Annotated in this window: 17 protein-coding genes; 9 read left to right on the forward strand and 8 right to left on the reverse strand. The window is 48.3% G+C overall.

Annotation, left to right across the window (positions count from 1 at the left end; translation table 11 throughout):
• Nucleotides 1-8: 8 nt before the first annotated feature.
• Genes AB3Y96_RS18915 through AB3Y96_RS18925 form a run of 3 tightly spaced genes read right to left on the reverse strand, consistent with a single transcriptional unit; the run spans nucleotide 9 to nucleotide 3,099 of the window.
• Nucleotides 9-1,322, reverse strand: coding sequence for a PTS transporter subunit EIIC (locus tag AB3Y96_RS18915; RefSeq protein ID WP_072308533.1), 1,314 nt, complete (start codon nucleotides 1,320-1,322; stop codon nucleotides 9-11).
• A 20-nt stretch (nucleotides 1,323-1,342) separates the two neighbouring features.
• Nucleotides 1,343-2,761, reverse strand: a complete 1,419-nt coding sequence (locus AB3Y96_RS18920) for a glycoside hydrolase family 1 protein (RefSeq protein ID WP_367299949.1) — start codon at nucleotides 2,759-2,761, stop codon at nucleotides 1,343-1,345.
• Complete coding sequence (locus AB3Y96_RS18925) at nucleotides 2,758-3,099, reverse strand: PTS lactose/cellobiose transporter subunit IIA (RefSeq protein ID WP_247650281.1); 342 nt, start codon at nucleotides 3,097-3,099, stop codon at nucleotides 2,758-2,760. The genes AB3Y96_RS18920 and AB3Y96_RS18925 overlap by 4 nt, the downstream gene beginning before the upstream one ends.
• Nucleotides 3,100-3,355: 256 nt before the next feature.
• Here AB3Y96_RS18925 and AB3Y96_RS18930 point away from each other — a divergent pair, with 256 nt between their 5' ends.
• The 6 genes from AB3Y96_RS18930 to AB3Y96_RS18955 all read left to right on the forward strand — a co-directional run bounded on the left by AB3Y96_RS18930 (nucleotide 3,356) and on the right by AB3Y96_RS18955 (nucleotide 8,580).
• Nucleotides 3,356-4,264 carry an ROK family protein gene (locus AB3Y96_RS18930; RefSeq protein ID WP_175421601.1) on the forward strand — a complete coding sequence of 303 codons (909 nt, stop codon included), beginning with the start codon at nucleotides 3,356-3,358 and terminating at the stop codon, nucleotides 4,262-4,264.
• Nucleotides 4,265-4,317: 53 nt separating this feature from the next.
• The gene (locus AB3Y96_RS18935; protein ID WP_072308530.1) at nucleotides 4,318-5,304 is read left to right on the forward strand and encodes a LacI family DNA-binding transcriptional regulator; all 987 of its coding nucleotides are present in this window, start codon (nucleotides 4,318-4,320) and stop codon (nucleotides 5,302-5,304) included.
• A 157-nt stretch (nucleotides 5,305-5,461) separates the two neighbouring features.
• A complete protein-coding gene (locus AB3Y96_RS18940) occupies nucleotides 5,462-6,142 on the forward strand; it encodes an N-acetylmannosamine-6-phosphate 2-epimerase (RefSeq protein ID WP_367299950.1) in 681 nt (226 codons plus the stop codon).
• A gap of 12 nt (nucleotides 6,143-6,154) precedes the next feature.
• Nucleotides 6,155-7,039 carry an N-acetylmannosamine kinase gene (locus AB3Y96_RS18945; protein WP_367299951.1) on the forward strand — a complete coding sequence of 295 codons (885 nt, stop codon included), beginning with the start codon at nucleotides 6,155-6,157 and terminating at the stop codon, nucleotides 7,037-7,039.
• Nucleotides 7,040-7,051: 12 nt separating this feature from the next.
• On the forward strand, nucleotides 7,052-7,522 hold the full coding sequence (gene nanQ / locus AB3Y96_RS18950) for an N-acetylneuraminate anomerase (RefSeq protein ID WP_367299952.1): 471 nt from the start codon (nucleotides 7,052-7,054) through the stop codon (nucleotides 7,520-7,522).
• Nucleotides 7,523-7,698: 176 nt separating this feature from the next.
• Entirely contained in the window at nucleotides 7,699-8,580 is an 882-nt protein-coding gene (locus tag AB3Y96_RS18955) for a MurR/RpiR family transcriptional regulator (protein WP_367299953.1), read from the forward strand.
• A 122-nt stretch (nucleotides 8,581-8,702) separates the two neighbouring features.
• On the opposite strand, the gene sspB is transcribed toward AB3Y96_RS18955, so the two are convergent.
• The 5 genes from sspB to zapE form a co-directional block, all read right to left on the reverse strand.
• Nucleotides 8,703-9,200 carry a ClpXP protease specificity-enhancing factor gene (sspB, locus tag AB3Y96_RS18960; RefSeq protein WP_072308525.1) on the reverse strand — a complete coding sequence of 166 codons (498 nt, stop codon included), beginning with the start codon at nucleotides 9,198-9,200 and terminating at the stop codon, nucleotides 8,703-8,705.
• A 2-nt stretch (nucleotides 9,201-9,202) separates the two neighbouring features.
• Nucleotides 9,203-9,844, reverse strand: a complete 642-nt coding sequence (gene sspA, locus AB3Y96_RS18965) for a stringent starvation protein SspA (RefSeq protein WP_004091284.1) — start codon at nucleotides 9,842-9,844, stop codon at nucleotides 9,203-9,205.
• A 347-nt stretch (nucleotides 9,845-10,191) separates the two neighbouring features.
• Complete coding sequence (gene rpsI / locus AB3Y96_RS18970) at nucleotides 10,192-10,584, reverse strand: 30S ribosomal protein S9 (protein ID WP_025801139.1); 393 nt, start codon at nucleotides 10,582-10,584, stop codon at nucleotides 10,192-10,194.
• A gap of 15 nt (nucleotides 10,585-10,599) precedes the next feature.
• A complete protein-coding gene (rplM, locus tag AB3Y96_RS18975) occupies nucleotides 10,600-11,028 on the reverse strand; it encodes a 50S ribosomal protein L13 (RefSeq protein WP_004091281.1) in 429 nt (142 codons plus the stop codon).
• A gap of 291 nt (nucleotides 11,029-11,319) precedes the next feature.
• Nucleotides 11,320-12,468, reverse strand: a complete 1,149-nt coding sequence (zapE, locus tag AB3Y96_RS18980) for a cell division protein ZapE (protein ID WP_367299954.1) — start codon at nucleotides 12,466-12,468, stop codon at nucleotides 11,320-11,322.
• A gap of 284 nt (nucleotides 12,469-12,752) precedes the next feature.
• Here zapE and zapG point away from each other — a divergent pair, with 284 nt between their 5' ends.
• The 3 genes from zapG to degS all read left to right on the forward strand — a co-directional run bounded on the left by zapG (nucleotide 12,753) and on the right by degS (nucleotide 16,009).
• Nucleotides 12,753-13,148 (forward strand): Z-ring associated protein ZapG, encoded by a 396-nt coding sequence (zapG, locus tag AB3Y96_RS18985; RefSeq protein ID WP_072308523.1) that lies wholly within the window; start codon nucleotides 12,753-12,755, stop codon nucleotides 13,146-13,148.
• A gap of 333 nt (nucleotides 13,149-13,481) precedes the next feature.
• Complete coding sequence (locus tag AB3Y96_RS18990) at nucleotides 13,482-14,810, forward strand: Do family serine endopeptidase (RefSeq protein WP_367300345.1); 1,329 nt, start codon at nucleotides 13,482-13,484, stop codon at nucleotides 14,808-14,810.
• Nucleotides 14,811-14,932: 122 nt separating this feature from the next.
• Entirely contained in the window at nucleotides 14,933-16,009 is a 1,077-nt protein-coding gene (gene degS, locus AB3Y96_RS18995; protein ID WP_072308522.1) for an outer membrane-stress sensor serine endopeptidase DegS, read from the forward strand.
• The last annotated feature ends 78 nt before the right edge of the window (nucleotides 16,010-16,087 follow it).

Raw genomic sequence — 16,087 nt, forward strand, 5'->3', positions numbered from 1 at the left:
AAACCTCATTAAGATTTCATTGCCTGAGCCATTGCTACACGTTCAGCAAACTTCAGGAAAGGAAGATAGAAGAATACCGTTATTACAATAATGACGGCCTGTAATACCGACGCTCGCCAATCGCCTCCGGTCGCTAAGAAACCGGACAGAATCGGTGGAGTCGTCCATGGAATTTGCACCGTAACATGATTAATCCAACCCCATGCCGTCGCATAATATGCGGCTGTAAGACTAAATAGCGGAGCCAAAACAAAAGGAATAATCAACGCTGGATTAAATACAATCGGTAAACCAAAAATAATCGGCTCACTAATGTTAAACAGACAAGGAGCAGTCGATAGTTTACCGATATCACGGTAATCCTGTTTACGACTGAAGAGCAAAATAGCAATCAGTAAAGCAATGGTATTTCCCGAGCCTCCCATAACACCAAACGTATCTTTAAATGCCATACAGATGATGTTGGGTATTTCCTGATGGTTAGCAAACGCCAGCGTATTCTCCTGCATATTGTTCAGCAGGAAAGGGTCTAGCACAGCTCCAGAAATAACCCCCTGATGTATCCCAACAGAAAAGAACAGATTAGCAATAGTCGTAATCAGTAAAAAACCGGGGAGGCTGGTTGTCACCGACTTTAACGGTTGCTGAATCATGGTGGCTATCAGCGTATTCACATCCATTCCGCTGAGCGATTTTACCGCAAACGAAAACAGCGCAAAAATAATCATCGTTAACATTATCGGGATCAGCGTATTAAATGAACGGACCACCGCTGGTGGAATAGCATCACCGCTAATATTAACCTGCAGACGCTTAGCACCCGCTAACCGAATAAACAAGGAGGTAACGGCAAGCCCCGTTAATATCCCAACAAACATGCCAGCAGAACCGGTTGAGGCAAACGATATTCCGCCCGTAACCGTTACGCCTTGTTTAGTTAATACGTCAGTGAGATGGATGCTTTCCGGCATAAAAATAACGACCGTTGCAATGGAAAGCAAAACTGGTGCAATAGGATCGGCATAGTTTTTGTTTTGGCAAAGATGATAAGCAATAGCTCCCGCAATCAGCACTGAAATAAAATTCAGTGAACCGTTAACAATTGAATTCCCGACCTCCTGCCACTGAGCTAAATATGTGTTGCTGATAAAACCAGATAATACGCCATCAGGTTTTATCAGCGTGTTATTCACTAATACCATTAGCCCTGCCAGCACAAAGAAAGGCATTAGCGTGGCAAACGCGTCACGTAGGGAACGTAGGTGTACCTGTCCCCCAATACGCTGTGCGACCATTACAGCATTATCAACAAATTTCATCATCTATCCTTGGCGCATTACGTTTAGAAATCGTTGTAAAGTCCGTCAAACTCGAAACCATTTCGCTCGCTGAGCAATTTATAAAACTCACCGCTTTTTTTAATCGTGCGCTGTTGGGTATCAAGATCGAGCGCCACTAATCCATAACGATTTTTATAAGTATTGATCCATGACCAGCAGTCAATAAATGTCCAAAGGTGATAACCTTTGATATTGCACCCATCGACAATCGCCTGATGTAAATAGGCTAAATGGTTTTTAATAAAACCAATACGATATTCATCTTGAACCTGACCGTTCTGGATAAAACGCTCTTCATTCGCAACGCCCATACCACTTTCAGAAATAAAAGCTTCGATATTGCCGTAGTTATCGCGAATATCGATACAGAGATCATAAATACCCTGCTCATAGATCTCCCAACCACGGTGCGGGTTAAATTTACGCCCCGGCATCACATAGCTTTCAAAATACCATTCAGGCATAAACGGCGAATGAGGGTTTACCGCCGAAGTACGCGCTTTGACTCGGCGAGGCTCATAGTAATTCAGGCCTAAAATCTGCACCGTATTCTCAGATATTATGTTTAAATCTTCTGCTGTATGAGTTGGAATAAGGTCATGTTTCTTGAGCGTTTCTACCAGTTTGGTTGGAAACGTACCTTTAACGGAAGGATCAAGGAAGCTACGGTTATAGAAAAGATCGGCATATTCAGCCGCTTCGCAATCGAGTAAATTTTCGCTGCGAGGATACGTTGGGCTTAAATTAAGGATAATGCCAATTTTGCTCTCTAAGCTATATGCTTTAAATGCCCGTACTGCCATGGCGCTTGCCAAAATAGTATTAAACGCAACCTGCACGCCACGTTTGAAATCAACGACATTCGGATAATGAAAATCCTCCATATATCCGCCTAACACGGGCCCTAATGGTTCGTTGAAGGTAAACCAGTGATAGACCAAATCCCCAAACTCACGGAAGCAGGTATCACAGAAATTCACATAAGCATCAACAACGTCGCGATTTTCCCACCCACCTTTTAGCATCATCGCCTCTGGCATATCGAAATGATACAGGTTGGCAAATGGCTTCACTCCTTGCTGATTCATCTCTCCTAACAGATCGCGATAGAACGCAACCGCTTCGGCGCAGACCTCTCCATCTCCTTGCGGAAACATTCGAGCCCAAGAAATTGAAAGCCGAAAAGAGTTATGACCCGTCGCCTTCATCAGCTGTATATCTTCGCGATAGCGGTTAAAGAAGTCGGTGGTGACATCAGTATTGATTCCACGATAAAAGCGGTTGGGGTACTTGTCCCATGACATATCCCACTGGGTACGCCCTTTGCCCGTGTTACCACGCCCTTCTGCCTGCTCGGCGGACCATGCACTGCCCCACCAAAAATCATTTGGGAAGGCTAAAAATTTGGCTGAATTATTCATACAGAGCGCTCCTTTAATGCAGAGAGCTGCTGATGAACATCAATTAATTCTCCCGCTATTTCCTTGGTAAGAATCGCATTCATCAAATGATCCTGCGCATGAACCATGATGAGATGAACAGGTACTTTTCCTTGGCCTTCATCCTGACCAATCAGATAGGTTTGTACCTGATGAGCTTCACGTAGTGAGTTTTCAGCGTCTACGAGCAAGAGTTTTGCCTGTGCGAAGTCGCCACTTTTTGCCGCCTGAATAGCGCTAAATGCACAGCTACGACTTTGCCCTGCATTCACAATAATGCTCATAACCACTTGCTCATAATCAAACTCAATATCGCTCATACTCGCCTCTAGGATCATGGGGATTTCAATAATTAAAATCAGAATGAGCGCCAAAAAATGTTTAGTAAACAAAAATAATAACCAAGTGTTATATTTGTGATAGCTATCACTTTGAACGCTACTGGGTGTATTACTATCTGCGAAAACACAGTAAGTTGATCGAAATAGGACAGGTAATTTCGATTAACATCGAAATATATGTTTAGTAAACAAAATATAAACACGATGAATTTATATCTATAGAGGGATAGAAATGTTGAATTTAGGACTCGATATTGGAGGAACAAAAACGGAAGCAGTTATGTTGGATCAGCAGGGAAAGATTTTATTTACTCAGCGAATCGCCACGGATAAATCCAGCTATTCAGGCTTTCTCACAACCATTACCCAACTTATTGAAACCATTCGCTCAGATTTTAAGAATGAGTTTTCCATCGGAATTTGTTTACCAGGAACAGAAGATAGAGAAACTAAACTATTCAAAAACTCTAATATCCTAGTTTTAAATCAACAGCCTTTAATCTCAGATCTTGAAAAACACTTGCAGCAAAAAATAGGTTGGGACAACGATGCTAACTGCTTTGCGCTATCAGAATCCATTGACGGTGCAGGACGTTATGGAAATAGCGTATTTGGCGCAATTTTAGGTACAGGTTGTGGCGGTGGACTTACCGTCAATCAGCAACTCTTACGCGGCCATAACGGCAACGGCGGCGAATGGGGACACAACCCGCTCCCCGGATATCACCCTCAGCGAGATGGGGCTCCGGCTACTTGCTATTGTGGACAGATGAATTGCACTGAGTCTTTTATTTCTGGCACAGGATTAGCCAATAGGTTTTCTTTGGTGACAAACATAGAGTCAGGATCGGCGGCTGAATTCTTCCAGCGAGTACATAAACAGGATGCAGAGGCTCTGACATATTTCGCACTCTATCAAGACCAACTGGCGCGAGCATTAGCCTCGGTAGTGAACATTTTCGATCCTGATGTCATCATTCTCGGTGGCGGCCTCTCTCAGGTCGAGCTTATTTATCAGGGACTCACCGATAAAATTGGTCAGTATATTTTTAATACCTCGTTTAATACCCCTGTTAAAATGGCCCAGCACGGAGACAGTAGCGGTGTACGCGGTGCCGCATGGATAGGCCGCCAAGCGCATTAGCCACAAATCGCCGGCGAGGTTCACTACTTCAATAAATAAGCAGGACAAGAATAATGACAAAGTCGGTTAGGGTTAGAGATATCGCAGAAGCTGCCAACGTATCTCTCGGTGCAGTTTCGCGAGCGCTTAAAGGACAACCGGGGCTCAGTGAGCAAACTCGCGAACGCATTTTGTCTGTGGCACGGAGCCTTAGCTATGATTTCTCTCGACTGCGCAACGATAAAATTAAACGCGTATTATTTATCCTGCACCGACAGCACAACACCACTAGCGCGCTGAATTTCTATTCTCCGGTATTGTTAGCCGTTGAGAATGCGTGCCGCGAACATGAAATTGCACTGAGTTTTCTGGCCCTAGGTCCTACCGACGATGTCTCTCAGCAGGTTGGACTACACGCCCCTGATGCCCTATTGTGCGCCGGCTTTATCGAACCTGAGATTGTAGATGTTTTGCAAAAAATGCCGCTACCGTTGGTTATTATCGACCATTGTGTACCCGGAATTAGCTGTATCAACGCCGATAATTTTAGCGGTGGCTATCAGATGACCCAGCATCTTCTCGAACAGGGATATACGCGTATTGCCTTCTTAGCCAGTAGCCTTGCACACTACAGTATTCGCCAGCGTGAACGAGGCTATCGTCAGGCGCTGTATGACGCGGGAGTACTGGTTTCGCCACAATATGACATTATTGCCCCTCCTCTCATTGAGCTTGAGCCATCATTGGTTTATGCCTTGGATGATTTGCTCTCCCTCTCTCCGGCACCTGATGCCATCTTTTGCTATAACGATGCCGCGGCAATGACGGTAATGAGCCATTGCCAACAGAGGGGAATGAAAATTCCCGAAGATATCGCCATTGCTGGATTCGACAATATTGATAGTGCTCAGCGTTGGAATCCGCCGCTAAGCACGATGGCTATTGATAAGGCAGCCTTGGGAAAAGCAGCGGTGGCGATGCTTCTCAATGCTCCTGATGAACCACAGCAACAGCTATTGCCTGTGGAGCTTAAGATCAGGGCAAGCACGTTAACTTCTTAGATCATAGAAACGGAGCTTCGGCTCCGTTTTTTATTCTCTCTGCCCCGGCTTTATGACGCTGTTCACGTTTTAGTCACCTTTTGCTTGAAGCCGTATGGCTCCATCTCATATTGTATTTTGGAGTTTAACTTCAATAAAATTTTCAGGATGGAGCAGAATGTCACTCTTAACCGATTTAGAACAACGCGTACGCGATCAGGGCGGATTGATTGTTTCATGCCAGCCGGTGCCGAACAGCCCAATGGATCGCCCAGAGATCGTCGCGGCCATGGCACAAGCCGCCGTATCCGCTGGTGCGGTTGCCATACGCATTGAGGGAATTGAAAATCTGAAAGCCGTGCGCCCGCACATTGCGGTGCCGATCATTGGGATCATCAAGCGCGATTTAGTTGATTCACCGGTACGTATTACCCCTTATCTCGAAGACGTCGATGCGCTGGCAGAGGCCGGAGCCGATATCATCGCCTTTGATGCGACTTTCCGTTCACGTCCGGTTGATATCGACGCACTCATTGCACGCATCCACCAGCATGGTTTATTGGCGATGGCAGACAGTTCAACCGTAGAGGAAGGCCTCAACTGCCAGCAAAAAGGCGTTGAGTTTATTGGCACCACGCTGTCCGGTTATACCGGCCCGACCATACAGGAAGAACCGGATCTGGCTATGGTGTCAGCATTAAGCAATGCAGGCTGTCGAGTGATTGCCGAAGGGCGCTACAACTCCCCCGCTCTGGCCGGAAAAGCCGTTGAACACGGAGCATGGGCCGTTACCGTGGGGTCAGCCATCACGCGTATTGAGCATATTTGCCAATGGTTTAGTCACGCCGTTAAACGCTAGACGGAGCGCACGATGAACATACTCGCCATTGATATTGGTGGAACCAAACTGGCCGCAGCGCTTATCGATGCAGACAGCCAGATATCGCAGCGTCTTGAAATCGCGACCCCAGCCAGTTCATCACCTCTAGCTCTGGAAGAGGCGTTGGCGCAGCTGGTAGCGCCTTATCAAGGTAAAGCACAGAGCGTCGCCGTTGCCTCTACCGGCATCATTAATAACGGTATACTCACGGCGCTCAACCCCGACAATCTCGGTGGGCTAAACCAGTTTCCACTTCAGCAAACCCTGCAGCGGCTAACCGCACTTCCCTGCACGGTACTAAACGATGCGCAGGCCGCAGCATGGGCCGAATATCGCTATCTAGCAGACAGATTTAAACACATCACCTTTATTACGGTTTCCACCGGCGTCGGCGGCGGCGTGATTATCGACGGCCAGCTCCTAACCGGCCCTCACGCATTCGCAGGGCATATTGGTCACACGCAGGCCGATCCAAACGGTCCTCGCTGCGGTTGTGGCCGTATTGGCTGTGTGGAATCTATTGCTTCAGGCCGAGCCATCGCCGCCGCGGCTCAAAATGAGTTGCAGGGAAAAGATGCACGCCAGATTTTTAGTGCCGCGCAAAACGACAACCCTCAAGCCAAACGGCTTATTGCCCATTCAGCTCAGGCTATTTGCCAGCTGATCGCAAACCTTAAAGCTATTTTAGATACGGAGTGCGTGGTTTTAGGAGGCAGCGTTGGTTTGGCACAGGGCTATCGTCAGCAGGTCGAGAACGGCCTTGCCTTATTACCACCGCCGTTTCATCTCCCTGTTTTTTCTGCCCGCTACAAACATGACGCTGGGCTGATTGGCGCCGCGTTATTTGCTGCCGAACAGAACCTGAATAAAGACTAAAAGGATGGCTTTATGATTTTGGGAAAAATAACCGATATTGACCAACAGGCCGATCTCCCCGCCGCTCTATGTGCGATCGTAAAACAAGCATTAGCCTTAGCGCCCGAAACGCTAGAACCCGGACGCTATGAGATCGATGGCAATGAGATCTTTATCAATGTGATGGCCTTTGAAACCACCGATGCGCAAAGCAAGCGTTACGAACAGCACCGCGACTATGCTGACATTCAAATCCTGCTTAGCGGTAATGAGCGTATAGATTTTGGGCCCACCAACTCAGGACAAGAACTCGATACTTATCATGAAGACGATGACTATCAGCTGTGCTGCAAGGTGGAACCGCGCCAAACGCTTCACATGCAAGCGGGCATGTTTGCGGTGTTTCTCCCCGGAGAACCGCATAAGCCGGGATGCATCACAGACCAATCGCAGACGATTAAAAAAGCGGTGATCAAAGTGCGGCAAAGCTGTCTTGCTCGCTGAGATTTCCAAATAATAATAACAATGCAGTAAGACCACGGTTCCTCTTTGACCGCGTGGTGTATATATACCCCCCTATGTTTACATCACGCTTTTTTTAACATCTCACTCTTGCTACGCTCTATCACATCGACTCTCCGCAACCACGATCGCCTTAAACAGGTGAAAACAGGGAATTTATGCAGCCTCAAGCCCCTCGCCTTAAACCGGGGAAAATCCTCGACACCTTAGGTGCGATGCAAAACAGCCTGACTCGTGTTGCCCAGCGCATTGCGCAGTATGTTCTCCGTTCCCCTCAACGCGTAACGCAGTTTTCCATCGCCGAACTTGCCCGAGAAACACAGGCGGGCGAAGCCTCCGTGATCCGTTTATGTCGTACGCTGGGCTATAAAGGCTTTCAAGACTTCAAAATGGATTTGGCCATCGAGCTGGCCACCGCAGAACCTGAAGCCAATGCGCCGTTGCTCGATGCTGAAATTGGAGATAGCGATGATGCACACACCATTGGCTTAAAACTCCAAAATACGATCAACAACGTGTTGTCTGAAACGCTCAATTTATTAGATATGCATCAGGTCAGTCAGGTGGTTAACGCGCTGAGAAACAGCCAGTCGGTCTATATTTTTGGCGTGGGTTCATCGGGCATCACAGCAGAAGACATGAAACATAAACTAATGCGTATTGGGCTACGGGTTGATGCCGTGACCAATAATCATTTCATGTATATGCAGGCTACGCTGCTCAACGCTGGCGATGTTGCGATTGCCATCAGCCACTCGGGGAGTTCACCAGAAACGGTACATGCGCTCACGTTAGCGAAACAAGCCGGAGCAACCACCGTCGCACTAACGCATAATTTAGGCTCTCCATTGAGCGCGGTGGCCGATTTCAGCCTCATCAACGGTAATCGGCAAGGTACGCTGCAAGGAGACTCGATTGGGACTAAAACGGCACAGTTATTCGTCTTAGATTTACTGTACACGCTGCTAGTTCAAACCGCGCCAGAACAGGCGAGAGAGACCAAAATGCGCACCATGAAAGCATTAGACATAGCAAAATAATTTGGCCATAGCGCCACAGCCTTGCCCGATTTCAGATACAAAAAAGCCAGTCAGATGACTGGCTTTTCATTCACTTAACAACCCGACTTCACGCTGTTATTTAACGCTGTTACTTAGCATTACTATTTAACAACGCGCAATGAAGGTCGTCCGCGAGGCGGCGGCGTTGGCTCATCGCCATCGTCATCAGACTCAACGGGAATATCCGGCAAATTGCCATCAATCACCGTCATGCTCGGCTCGCTTGTCGTTTCATCGTCTTCTACCGACATCAACGGCATTTCGTTTTCGTAAGCAGGTTCAGGCTCAAACATCGTACCGGCCCCGTTTTCACGCGAGTAAATCGCCATAACTGCGGAGATAGGCACGTAGACGTTACGAGGAACGCCGCCAAAACGCGCATTGAAGCGAACGGCATCATCGCCCAGCTCAAGATTACCAACGGCGCGCGGTGCAATGTTCAATACGATTTGACCATCGCGCGCAAACTCCATCGGCACCATCACGCCATGGCGGTTAACATCAACCACCAAGTGCGGCGTAAGCTGGTTATCAAGCAACCACTCATAGAAGGCACGCAGCAAGAACGGGCGGCGTGGCGACATTTGAGACAATTCCATGATTAGCCTCGGGTATGCAGACGCATTTCGCGCTCAGCTTCAGTCATCGAAGCCAAGAATGCATCACGCTCAAAGACGCGAGTCATATAGATTTTCAATTCTTTAGAACCAGCGCCAGACAATTCAATGCCTAGAACCGGCAAACGCCATAACAGCGGTGCCAGATAGCAGTCAACCAAGCTGAACTCGTCGCTCATGAAGAATGGCTTCTGAGTAAATACCGGCGCGATAGCCAGTAGCTCTTCACGCAGCTGTTTACGCGCGTTATCAGCTTCCTGAGCAGTACCTTTTTCAATTTTGTGCAGCAGTGAATACCAGTCGTTTTCGATGCGATGCATCATCAGACGGCTCTCACCACGGGCAACTGGATAAACGGGCATCAATGGCGGATGCGGGAAACGCTCGTCCAAATATTCCATGATGATACGGGATTCATACAGAGTCAGCTCACGGTCAACCAACGTGGGTACTGTGCGGTACGGGTTGAGGTCAATCAGATCCTGCGGCAGGTTATCCATCTCAACCTGCTCAATCTCGACGCTGACACCCTTTTCGGCCAGTACGATACGTACTTGATGGCTAAAGATGTCGGTCGGGCCGGAAAACAGCGTCATTACCGAACGTTTGTTGGCAGCGACAGCCATGAAAACCTCCAAGTTTATCTAGAAAACGGTATGAATAGCCGCCATCGGGCAGCGCTATCCAGATATTTGTTGTCACTCCTGACAGCCGTATAAGCAATAAAAATGAAGCATAAATAACAGGTTAGGCTATTTAGTACCTCTATTGCTCAACAATTGTACGGATAACAGGGCGCAAAAGTGGGAGACAGTTTAACAGAATTTGACGGTGTTGTGGGGAAGCGTTGGTTATTTCATGGCGTAATAAGTTTACGACACGTAAATTTCCGCGTTTTTCGACTGCTTGCAAATACAAAAAAGCCCGGCAAGCCGGGCTTTTACTATTAATGCTCTGCCGAAGCAGAAAAACATTAACGTTTGGAGAACTGAGGACGACGACGTGCTTTACGCAGGCCGACTTTCTTACGTTCAACTTCACGAGCATCACGAGTAACGAAGCCAGCTTTACGCAGTTCGCCACGCAGGGACTCGTCGTACTCCATCAGAGCGCGGGTGATACCATGACGGATCGCACCAGCCTGACCAGAAGTACCACCACCTTTAACGGTGATGTACAGATCGAATTTCTCAACCATATCAACCAATTCCAGCGGCTGACGAACTACCATGCGGGCAGTTTCACGACCGAAGTACTGTTCCAGAGAACGTTGGTTGATTACGATTTTACCACTGCCCGGTTTGATAAACACGCGAGCGGCGGAGCTTTTGCGGCGACCAGTGCCGTAGTATTGAGTTTCAGCCATTGCCTATAATCCCGATTAAATGTCAAGAACTTGCGGTTGCTGTGCCGCGTGATTGTGCTCGTTACCAGCGTAAACTTTCAGTTTACGGTACATAGCACGACCCAGCGGGCCCTTCGGCAGCATGCCTTTAACCGCGATCTCAATGACACGCTCAGGATGGCGAGCAATCATCTCTTCAAAGGTCGCTTGTTTGATACCACCGATGTGGCCGGTGTGATGGTAATAAATCTTGTCAGAACGCTTGTTGCCGGTTACAGCAACTTTTTCTGCGTTCAGAACGATGATGTAATCACCAGTATCAACGTGCGGAGTGTATTCCGCTTTATGCTTGCCACGCAGGCGACGAGCCAGTTCAGTAGCCAAACGGCCCAGAGTCTTGCCGTCTGCATCAACTACGTACCAGTCACGTTTTACGGTTTCTGGCTTAGCTGTAAAAGTTTTCATTAAAAGCTTACCCAATTTAAGTTACACGTTGGTGAACACCCAAACGCTTACCTGTTTAAAAAAGTAAATGTATTAGAGGCTCACACGACCATCGTCCAGCAAACCTACCCCTTCGAATAGCCAATGCCGGCACATAAAGTTTTTGGGAAAAAAAACTTCGTTGTAACGTGGGGTCGCAAGATTATAGAGAAGTAGAATCTAAAGATCGAATAATTTTTCGGGCTAAAATTGATTTTGTGATTGCATCCGGTAGACAGCAACACCGGATGCGAGCGTTTTTTAAACAAAACGTTACGGCAAATGCTCTAAGCGCAAATAATCTTCGCTTTGCATCTCCTGCAAACGAGACAAGCAGCGCTGATATTCAAACTTCAAATGATCGCCCTGATAAATTTCGAACATCGACAGCTCCGCGCTGATGATCAGTTTTACATGACGCTCATAAAACTCATCCACTAGCGCAAGGAAGCGGCGCGCCGTATTTTCATTCAGCGTGTCCATTTTTTTCACGTGGTGTAAAAAGACCGTGTGATAGCGTCGCGAAAGCGCAATGTAATCAAGCTGGCTACGCGCCTCCTCGCACAGAACCGAGAACTCGACGGCTAATACGCCTCCCGAGCTGCAAAGCGCAGGCAGTGGCCGATGGTTGATCTCTAACACCGGGTTAATCTCCCCCACGCTGCCTGCTAATTTGGCAAACATTTCATCCATGTTCTGCCGCGTCTCGGCAGTCATCGGCGTAAAATACAGCCCGGCCTGCGTCAACGTGCGCAGACGATAATCAATACCCGCATCCACATTCATTACGGCGCAATAGCGTTTAATCAGGTCAATCGCGGGGAGAAATCGAGCGCGCTGCAAGCCATTATGATAAAGGTTATCAGGAGGGATATTTGAAGTAGAAACCAGCGTAATGCCACGGGCAAATAGAGCCTGCAACAGCGTGCCTAGCAGCATAGCATCCGTGATATCCGACACAAAAAACTCATCAAAACACAGCACATCCGCTTCATTTTTAAAACCATCGGCAATGATTTCTAATGGGTTTTCTTGCCCTTGCAGCGCGACAAGCTCTTCTTGTACCCGCAGCATAAAGCGATGGAAATGCAAACGCAGCTTACGCTCGCTGGGAATGCTGTGGAAAAACAGATCCATTAGCCATGTTTTGCCCCTCCCAACGCCGCCCCACATATACAGTCCTTGCACCGGTTCCTGCGGCTTGGCGGCAGATTTTCCCCACAGGCTCTGCAAGCGCCCCCGCAACCCTCGACTTTCGACGGAGGGTGTTACCCGTTCTCTCTCGATAAGCGCTTGCTGAATGGCGGTTAGAGCCTCGACGGTTTGCCGCTGAACGGCATCGGGTTGGTAGTCTCCGGCATCGAGCGCCTGTTGATAGAGCATGGTTGGCGTCACTACGGACGTTATGCGATTTGATGGCATTAGGTACAGGGTCCCTACTGAATTTTTATCATTAGTTGTAAACAATTTTAAAAATCATAAACGCTGCTTTTCGTGCAGCTTAGCGACCGATTGTCGCCTGTTAAGTGACTTTTGTCTTGTATCGGCAATTGTTTTTGCCCGTAAACCTCTCAGCAATGCACCTTCAGGATTCCACTCAGGTAAGGTTAACGGTTATAGTGTGCTTATGTGTAGGATATGTCGTTGAATCCCTACTAAGTAAAATAGCAAACGCAAGCACATTCTATATACAGATAGGAGTCATCATGACCTGGGAGTATGCGCTTATTGGTTTAGTCGTCGGTATCGTGATTGGTGCGGTAGCGATGCGTTTCGGCAACCGAAAACTCCGCCAGCAGCAAGTGCTGCAAAGCGAGCTCGAAAAGAGTAAGAACGAGTTGGAGCAATATCGTCAAGAACTGGTGAGCCACTTTGCTCACAGCGCCGAGTTACTGGATAACATGGCGAGCGACTACCGCCAGCTGTATCAGCACATGGCGAAGAGCTCAAATAATCTGCTGCCAGATATGCCGCCGCAGGATAATCCTTTCCGTTACCGTTTGACCGAAGCGGACAACGATCAGGCTCCAGTTGAGTTCCCACCACGTGATTACTCCGATGGTGCATCTGGATTACTGCGCGCCGAGCGCCGCGACAAATAAGAGATATACCCAAAATAATTCACGGGTATAGCACAATTCGGTGGCTGTTTTTCTATAGCCTAAATAGTTCGAGTTGCAGGAAGACGGCAAGTTTATGAATCCCTAGGAGCATAGTTGACTATGTGACTAGGGTGAAAAAACGCAGCTAACGCATCTGCAACTTGAGCTATGACGGATATAATAGTCACCTCTTTTAATTACTCTTCTTAATCCCCACTTTGTTATTCTGAATAATATGGAACTTAATGCGCGCTGTTCGTTCTGAGTAGCACACCGGATTAATTTGCCCAAGACACATTGACCCTTTTGAAGACCATGAGAAAACATTCCATGATGAAGAAAAAATCTTTATTGCTCAGTGCGCTTGCTTTAAGCATGGGCTTAACAATGTTATCCGCACCGTTCGCCAATGCCGCATTACCGCCCATCGTTGCTGGACAAAGCGTGCCAAGCTTAGCGCCAATGTTGGAGAAAGTGCTGCCAGCTGTGGTTAGCGTCCACGTTGAAGGCATGCAAAATGCCAAACCAACGCCGGCGGCTAAAGGCGGTGAACGTCAGTTTGAAGGCTTAGGTTCAGGCGTCATAATTGATGCAGCCAAAGGCTATGTGCTGACCAATAACCACGTCATCAGCAATGCGACTACCATCAAAGTGCAGCTCAACGATGGGCGTGAATACGCCGCCAAGCTGATTGGGCGTGACGAACAATCGGATATCGCGCTAATTCAGCTCACCGACGCCAAAAACCTGACGGCGATAAAAATCGCAGACTCAGACAAACTACGCGTGGGTGATTTTGCCGTTGCCGTGGGTAACCCATTTGGTATTGGGCAAACAGCCACCTCAGGCATTATTTCTGCATTGGGTCGCAGCGGGTTAAATCTCGAAGGTCTGGAAAACTTTATTCAAACGGATGCTGCCATTAACCGTGGTAACTCCGGTGGCGCCCTGATTAACCTCAACGGTGAGCTGATCGGCATTAACACCGCAATCTTGGCACCTGGCGGCGGGAATATCGGTATTGGTTTTGCGATCCCAAGTAACATGGCACAAAGCCTAAGCGCTCAACTGATCAAATACGGCGAAGTTAAACGCGGCGTTCTCGGTATTCGTGGTCGAGAAATGACGGCTGACCTTGCTCAGGCCTTCAAACTCGACGCACAGCGTGGCGCCTTCGTGAACGAAGTCTTGCCGAACTCTGCTGCTGCAAAAGCCGGTATTAAAGCAGGCGACGTGATTACCGCACTCGATGGCAATCCTCTAAGCAGCTTTGCCGAGCTGCGCGCCAAAATTGGCTCAGCCGCGCCGGGTACCGTACTAAAACTCGGTTTATTGCGTAACGGTAAACCGTTAACCATTCCGGTAACGCTGGAGAATAGCGGCGTCACCACCACCCAGGCAGAAAACATCAGCCCTTCACTTCAAGGTGCAACGCTGAGCGATGGCGATGTGAAAGGTACGCCGGGAATTAAAATTGATGACGTCGCCAAAGGCTCTGTTGCTGCACAAATGGGCATGCACAAAGGCGATCTGATCATTGGTCTCAACAGCGAACGTATTCGTGATATCGCCTCTTTGCGTAAGGCGCTGGCGGCAAACCCACCGGTCATTGCGTTGCACTTATTACGCAACGGTGAAAGCCTGTACCTACTGATTCGCTAAATGCGACTTCACTAAAAGAGTCATTTAAACAAAAACTGCACAAAAATCGGGCATAGGCGTGTGCCGTGCCCGATTTTCTCTGTTATTCTTCGCCTATCTTTTCTTACCCTTTCAGAAACTTCATGTTTACTAAGATATTACGCTCAGTTTTTCTGGGGCTTGTGGTAGCCATCATTTTGCTGATTGCGGTGCCATCACTGCGTCCGGTCGGGCTTTTTTCGCTATTTAAAGCGGCCTCATTCGAAGAAGCACCTATTAGCTACAATTCTGCGGTGAAACGAGCTGCACCCGCCGTCGTTAACGTTTACAACGGCAGCATGAATAATAGCGGTCAGGGCAGCAATGGCTTAGCAATCAAAACTCTAGGCTCTGGCGTTATTATGGATAGCCGAGGCTATATACTCACCAATAAACATGTTGTTAGCGGCGCAGACCAAATCGTGGTCGCTCTGCAAGACGGTCGCGTTTTTGAAGCTATGCTCGCCGGTTCAGATACGCTCACCGATTTGGCCGTGCTGAAAATTCAGGCGACTAATCTGCCGGTTATCACCATCAACCCGAAACGCGTTCCTCACATTGGCGACGTAGTACTGGCTATCGGCAACCCCTATAACATTGGGCAAACCACAACCCAAGGAATTATCAGCGCAACCGGCCGTGTGGGGCTAAGCACCTATGGGCATCAGAACTTCTTGCAAACCGACGCCTCAATCAACCACGGTAACTCAGGCGGTGCATTAGTTAACACGCTGGGTGAGTTGGTGGGGATCAATACCCTATCGCTTGATAAAAGCAACGACGGTGAAACGCCCGAAGGTATTGGTTTTGCCATTCCAACCGCCCTTTCTACCAAGATCATGGCCAAGCTGATTCGCGATGGACGCGTTATTCGCGGCTTTATCGGCGTGAGCGGGCGAGAAATTGCACCTGCACGCAATCAGCCGCAGGCCAATGCCATGGAGCGTATTCAAGGTATTATCGTGCGTGACGTGGCCGCTAATGGCCCTGCGGCTAACGCAGGGATTCAGCCGGGCGACATCGTTCTCAACGTCGATGGTAAACCGGCGGTCAGCGCGGCAGAAACGATGGATCAGGTGGCTGAAATTCGCCCTGGAACGGTAGTACCAGTGATTATCATGCGTAACGGTGAACGCATGACGCTAAGCGTGACCATCGAAGAGTTTCCGAACGTCGATTGATAACCTTCGCTGCAACGAAAAAATGCCATAAAAAAACGCCATCGAAAGATGGCGTTTTTGTTTTCAAGCGTAGGCTAA

This window comes from Hafnia alvei (assembly GCF_964063325.1).
Taxonomy (GTDB): domain Bacteria; phylum Pseudomonadota; class Gammaproteobacteria; order Enterobacterales; family Enterobacteriaceae; genus Hafnia; species Hafnia alvei_B.

Excerpts from the sequence above, each read along its gene's own strand:
- AB3Y96_RS18925 (WP_247650281.1), bottom strand. The coding sequence starts at position 3,099 with ATGAGCGATATTGAGTTTGATTATGAGCAAGTGGTTATGAGCATTATT.
- AB3Y96_RS18935 (WP_072308530.1), top strand. The coding sequence starts at position 4,318 with ATGACAAAGTCGGTTAGGGTTAGAGATATCGCAGAAGCTGCCAACGTA.
- sspA (WP_004091284.1), bottom strand. The coding sequence starts at position 9,844 with ATGGCTGTCGCTGCCAACAAACGTTCGGTAATGACGCTGTTTTCCGGC.
- AB3Y96_RS18940 (WP_367299950.1), top strand. The coding sequence starts at position 5,462 with ATGTCACTCTTAACCGATTTAGAACAACGCGTACGCGATCAGGGCGGA.
- AB3Y96_RS18990 (WP_367300345.1), top strand. The coding sequence starts at position 13,482 with ATGAAGAAAAAATCTTTATTGCTCAGTGCGCTTGCTTTAAGCATGGGC.
- zapE (WP_367299954.1), bottom strand. The coding sequence starts at position 12,468 with ATGCCATCAAATCGCATAACGTCCGTAGTGACGCCAACCATGCTCTAT.
- AB3Y96_RS18915 (WP_072308533.1), bottom strand. The coding sequence starts at position 1,322 with ATGATGAAATTTGTTGATAATGCTGTAATGGTCGCACAGCGTATTGGG.
- nanQ (WP_367299952.1), top strand. The coding sequence starts at position 7,052 with ATGATTTTGGGAAAAATAACCGATATTGACCAACAGGCCGATCTCCCC.
- AB3Y96_RS18955 (WP_367299953.1), top strand. The coding sequence starts at position 7,699 with ATGCAGCCTCAAGCCCCTCGCCTTAAACCGGGGAAAATCCTCGACACC.
- AB3Y96_RS18920 (WP_367299949.1), bottom strand. The coding sequence starts at position 2,761 with ATGAATAATTCAGCCAAATTTTTAGCCTTCCCAAATGATTTTTGGTGG.
- sspB (WP_072308525.1), bottom strand. The coding sequence starts at position 9,200 with ATGGAATTGTCTCAAATGTCGCCACGCCGCCCGTTCTTGCTGCGTGCC.
- AB3Y96_RS18945 (WP_367299951.1), top strand. The coding sequence starts at position 6,155 with ATGAACATACTCGCCATTGATATTGGTGGAACCAAACTGGCCGCAGCG.
- zapG (WP_072308523.1), top strand. The coding sequence starts at position 12,753 with ATGACCTGGGAGTATGCGCTTATTGGTTTAGTCGTCGGTATCGTGATT.
- degS (WP_072308522.1), top strand. The coding sequence starts at position 14,933 with ATGTTTACTAAGATATTACGCTCAGTTTTTCTGGGGCTTGTGGTAGCC.
- rplM (WP_004091281.1), bottom strand. The coding sequence starts at position 11,028 with ATGAAAACTTTTACAGCTAAGCCAGAAACCGTAAAACGTGACTGGTAC.
- rpsI (WP_025801139.1), bottom strand. The coding sequence starts at position 10,584 with ATGGCTGAAACTCAATACTACGGCACTGGTCGCCGCAAAAGCTCCGCC.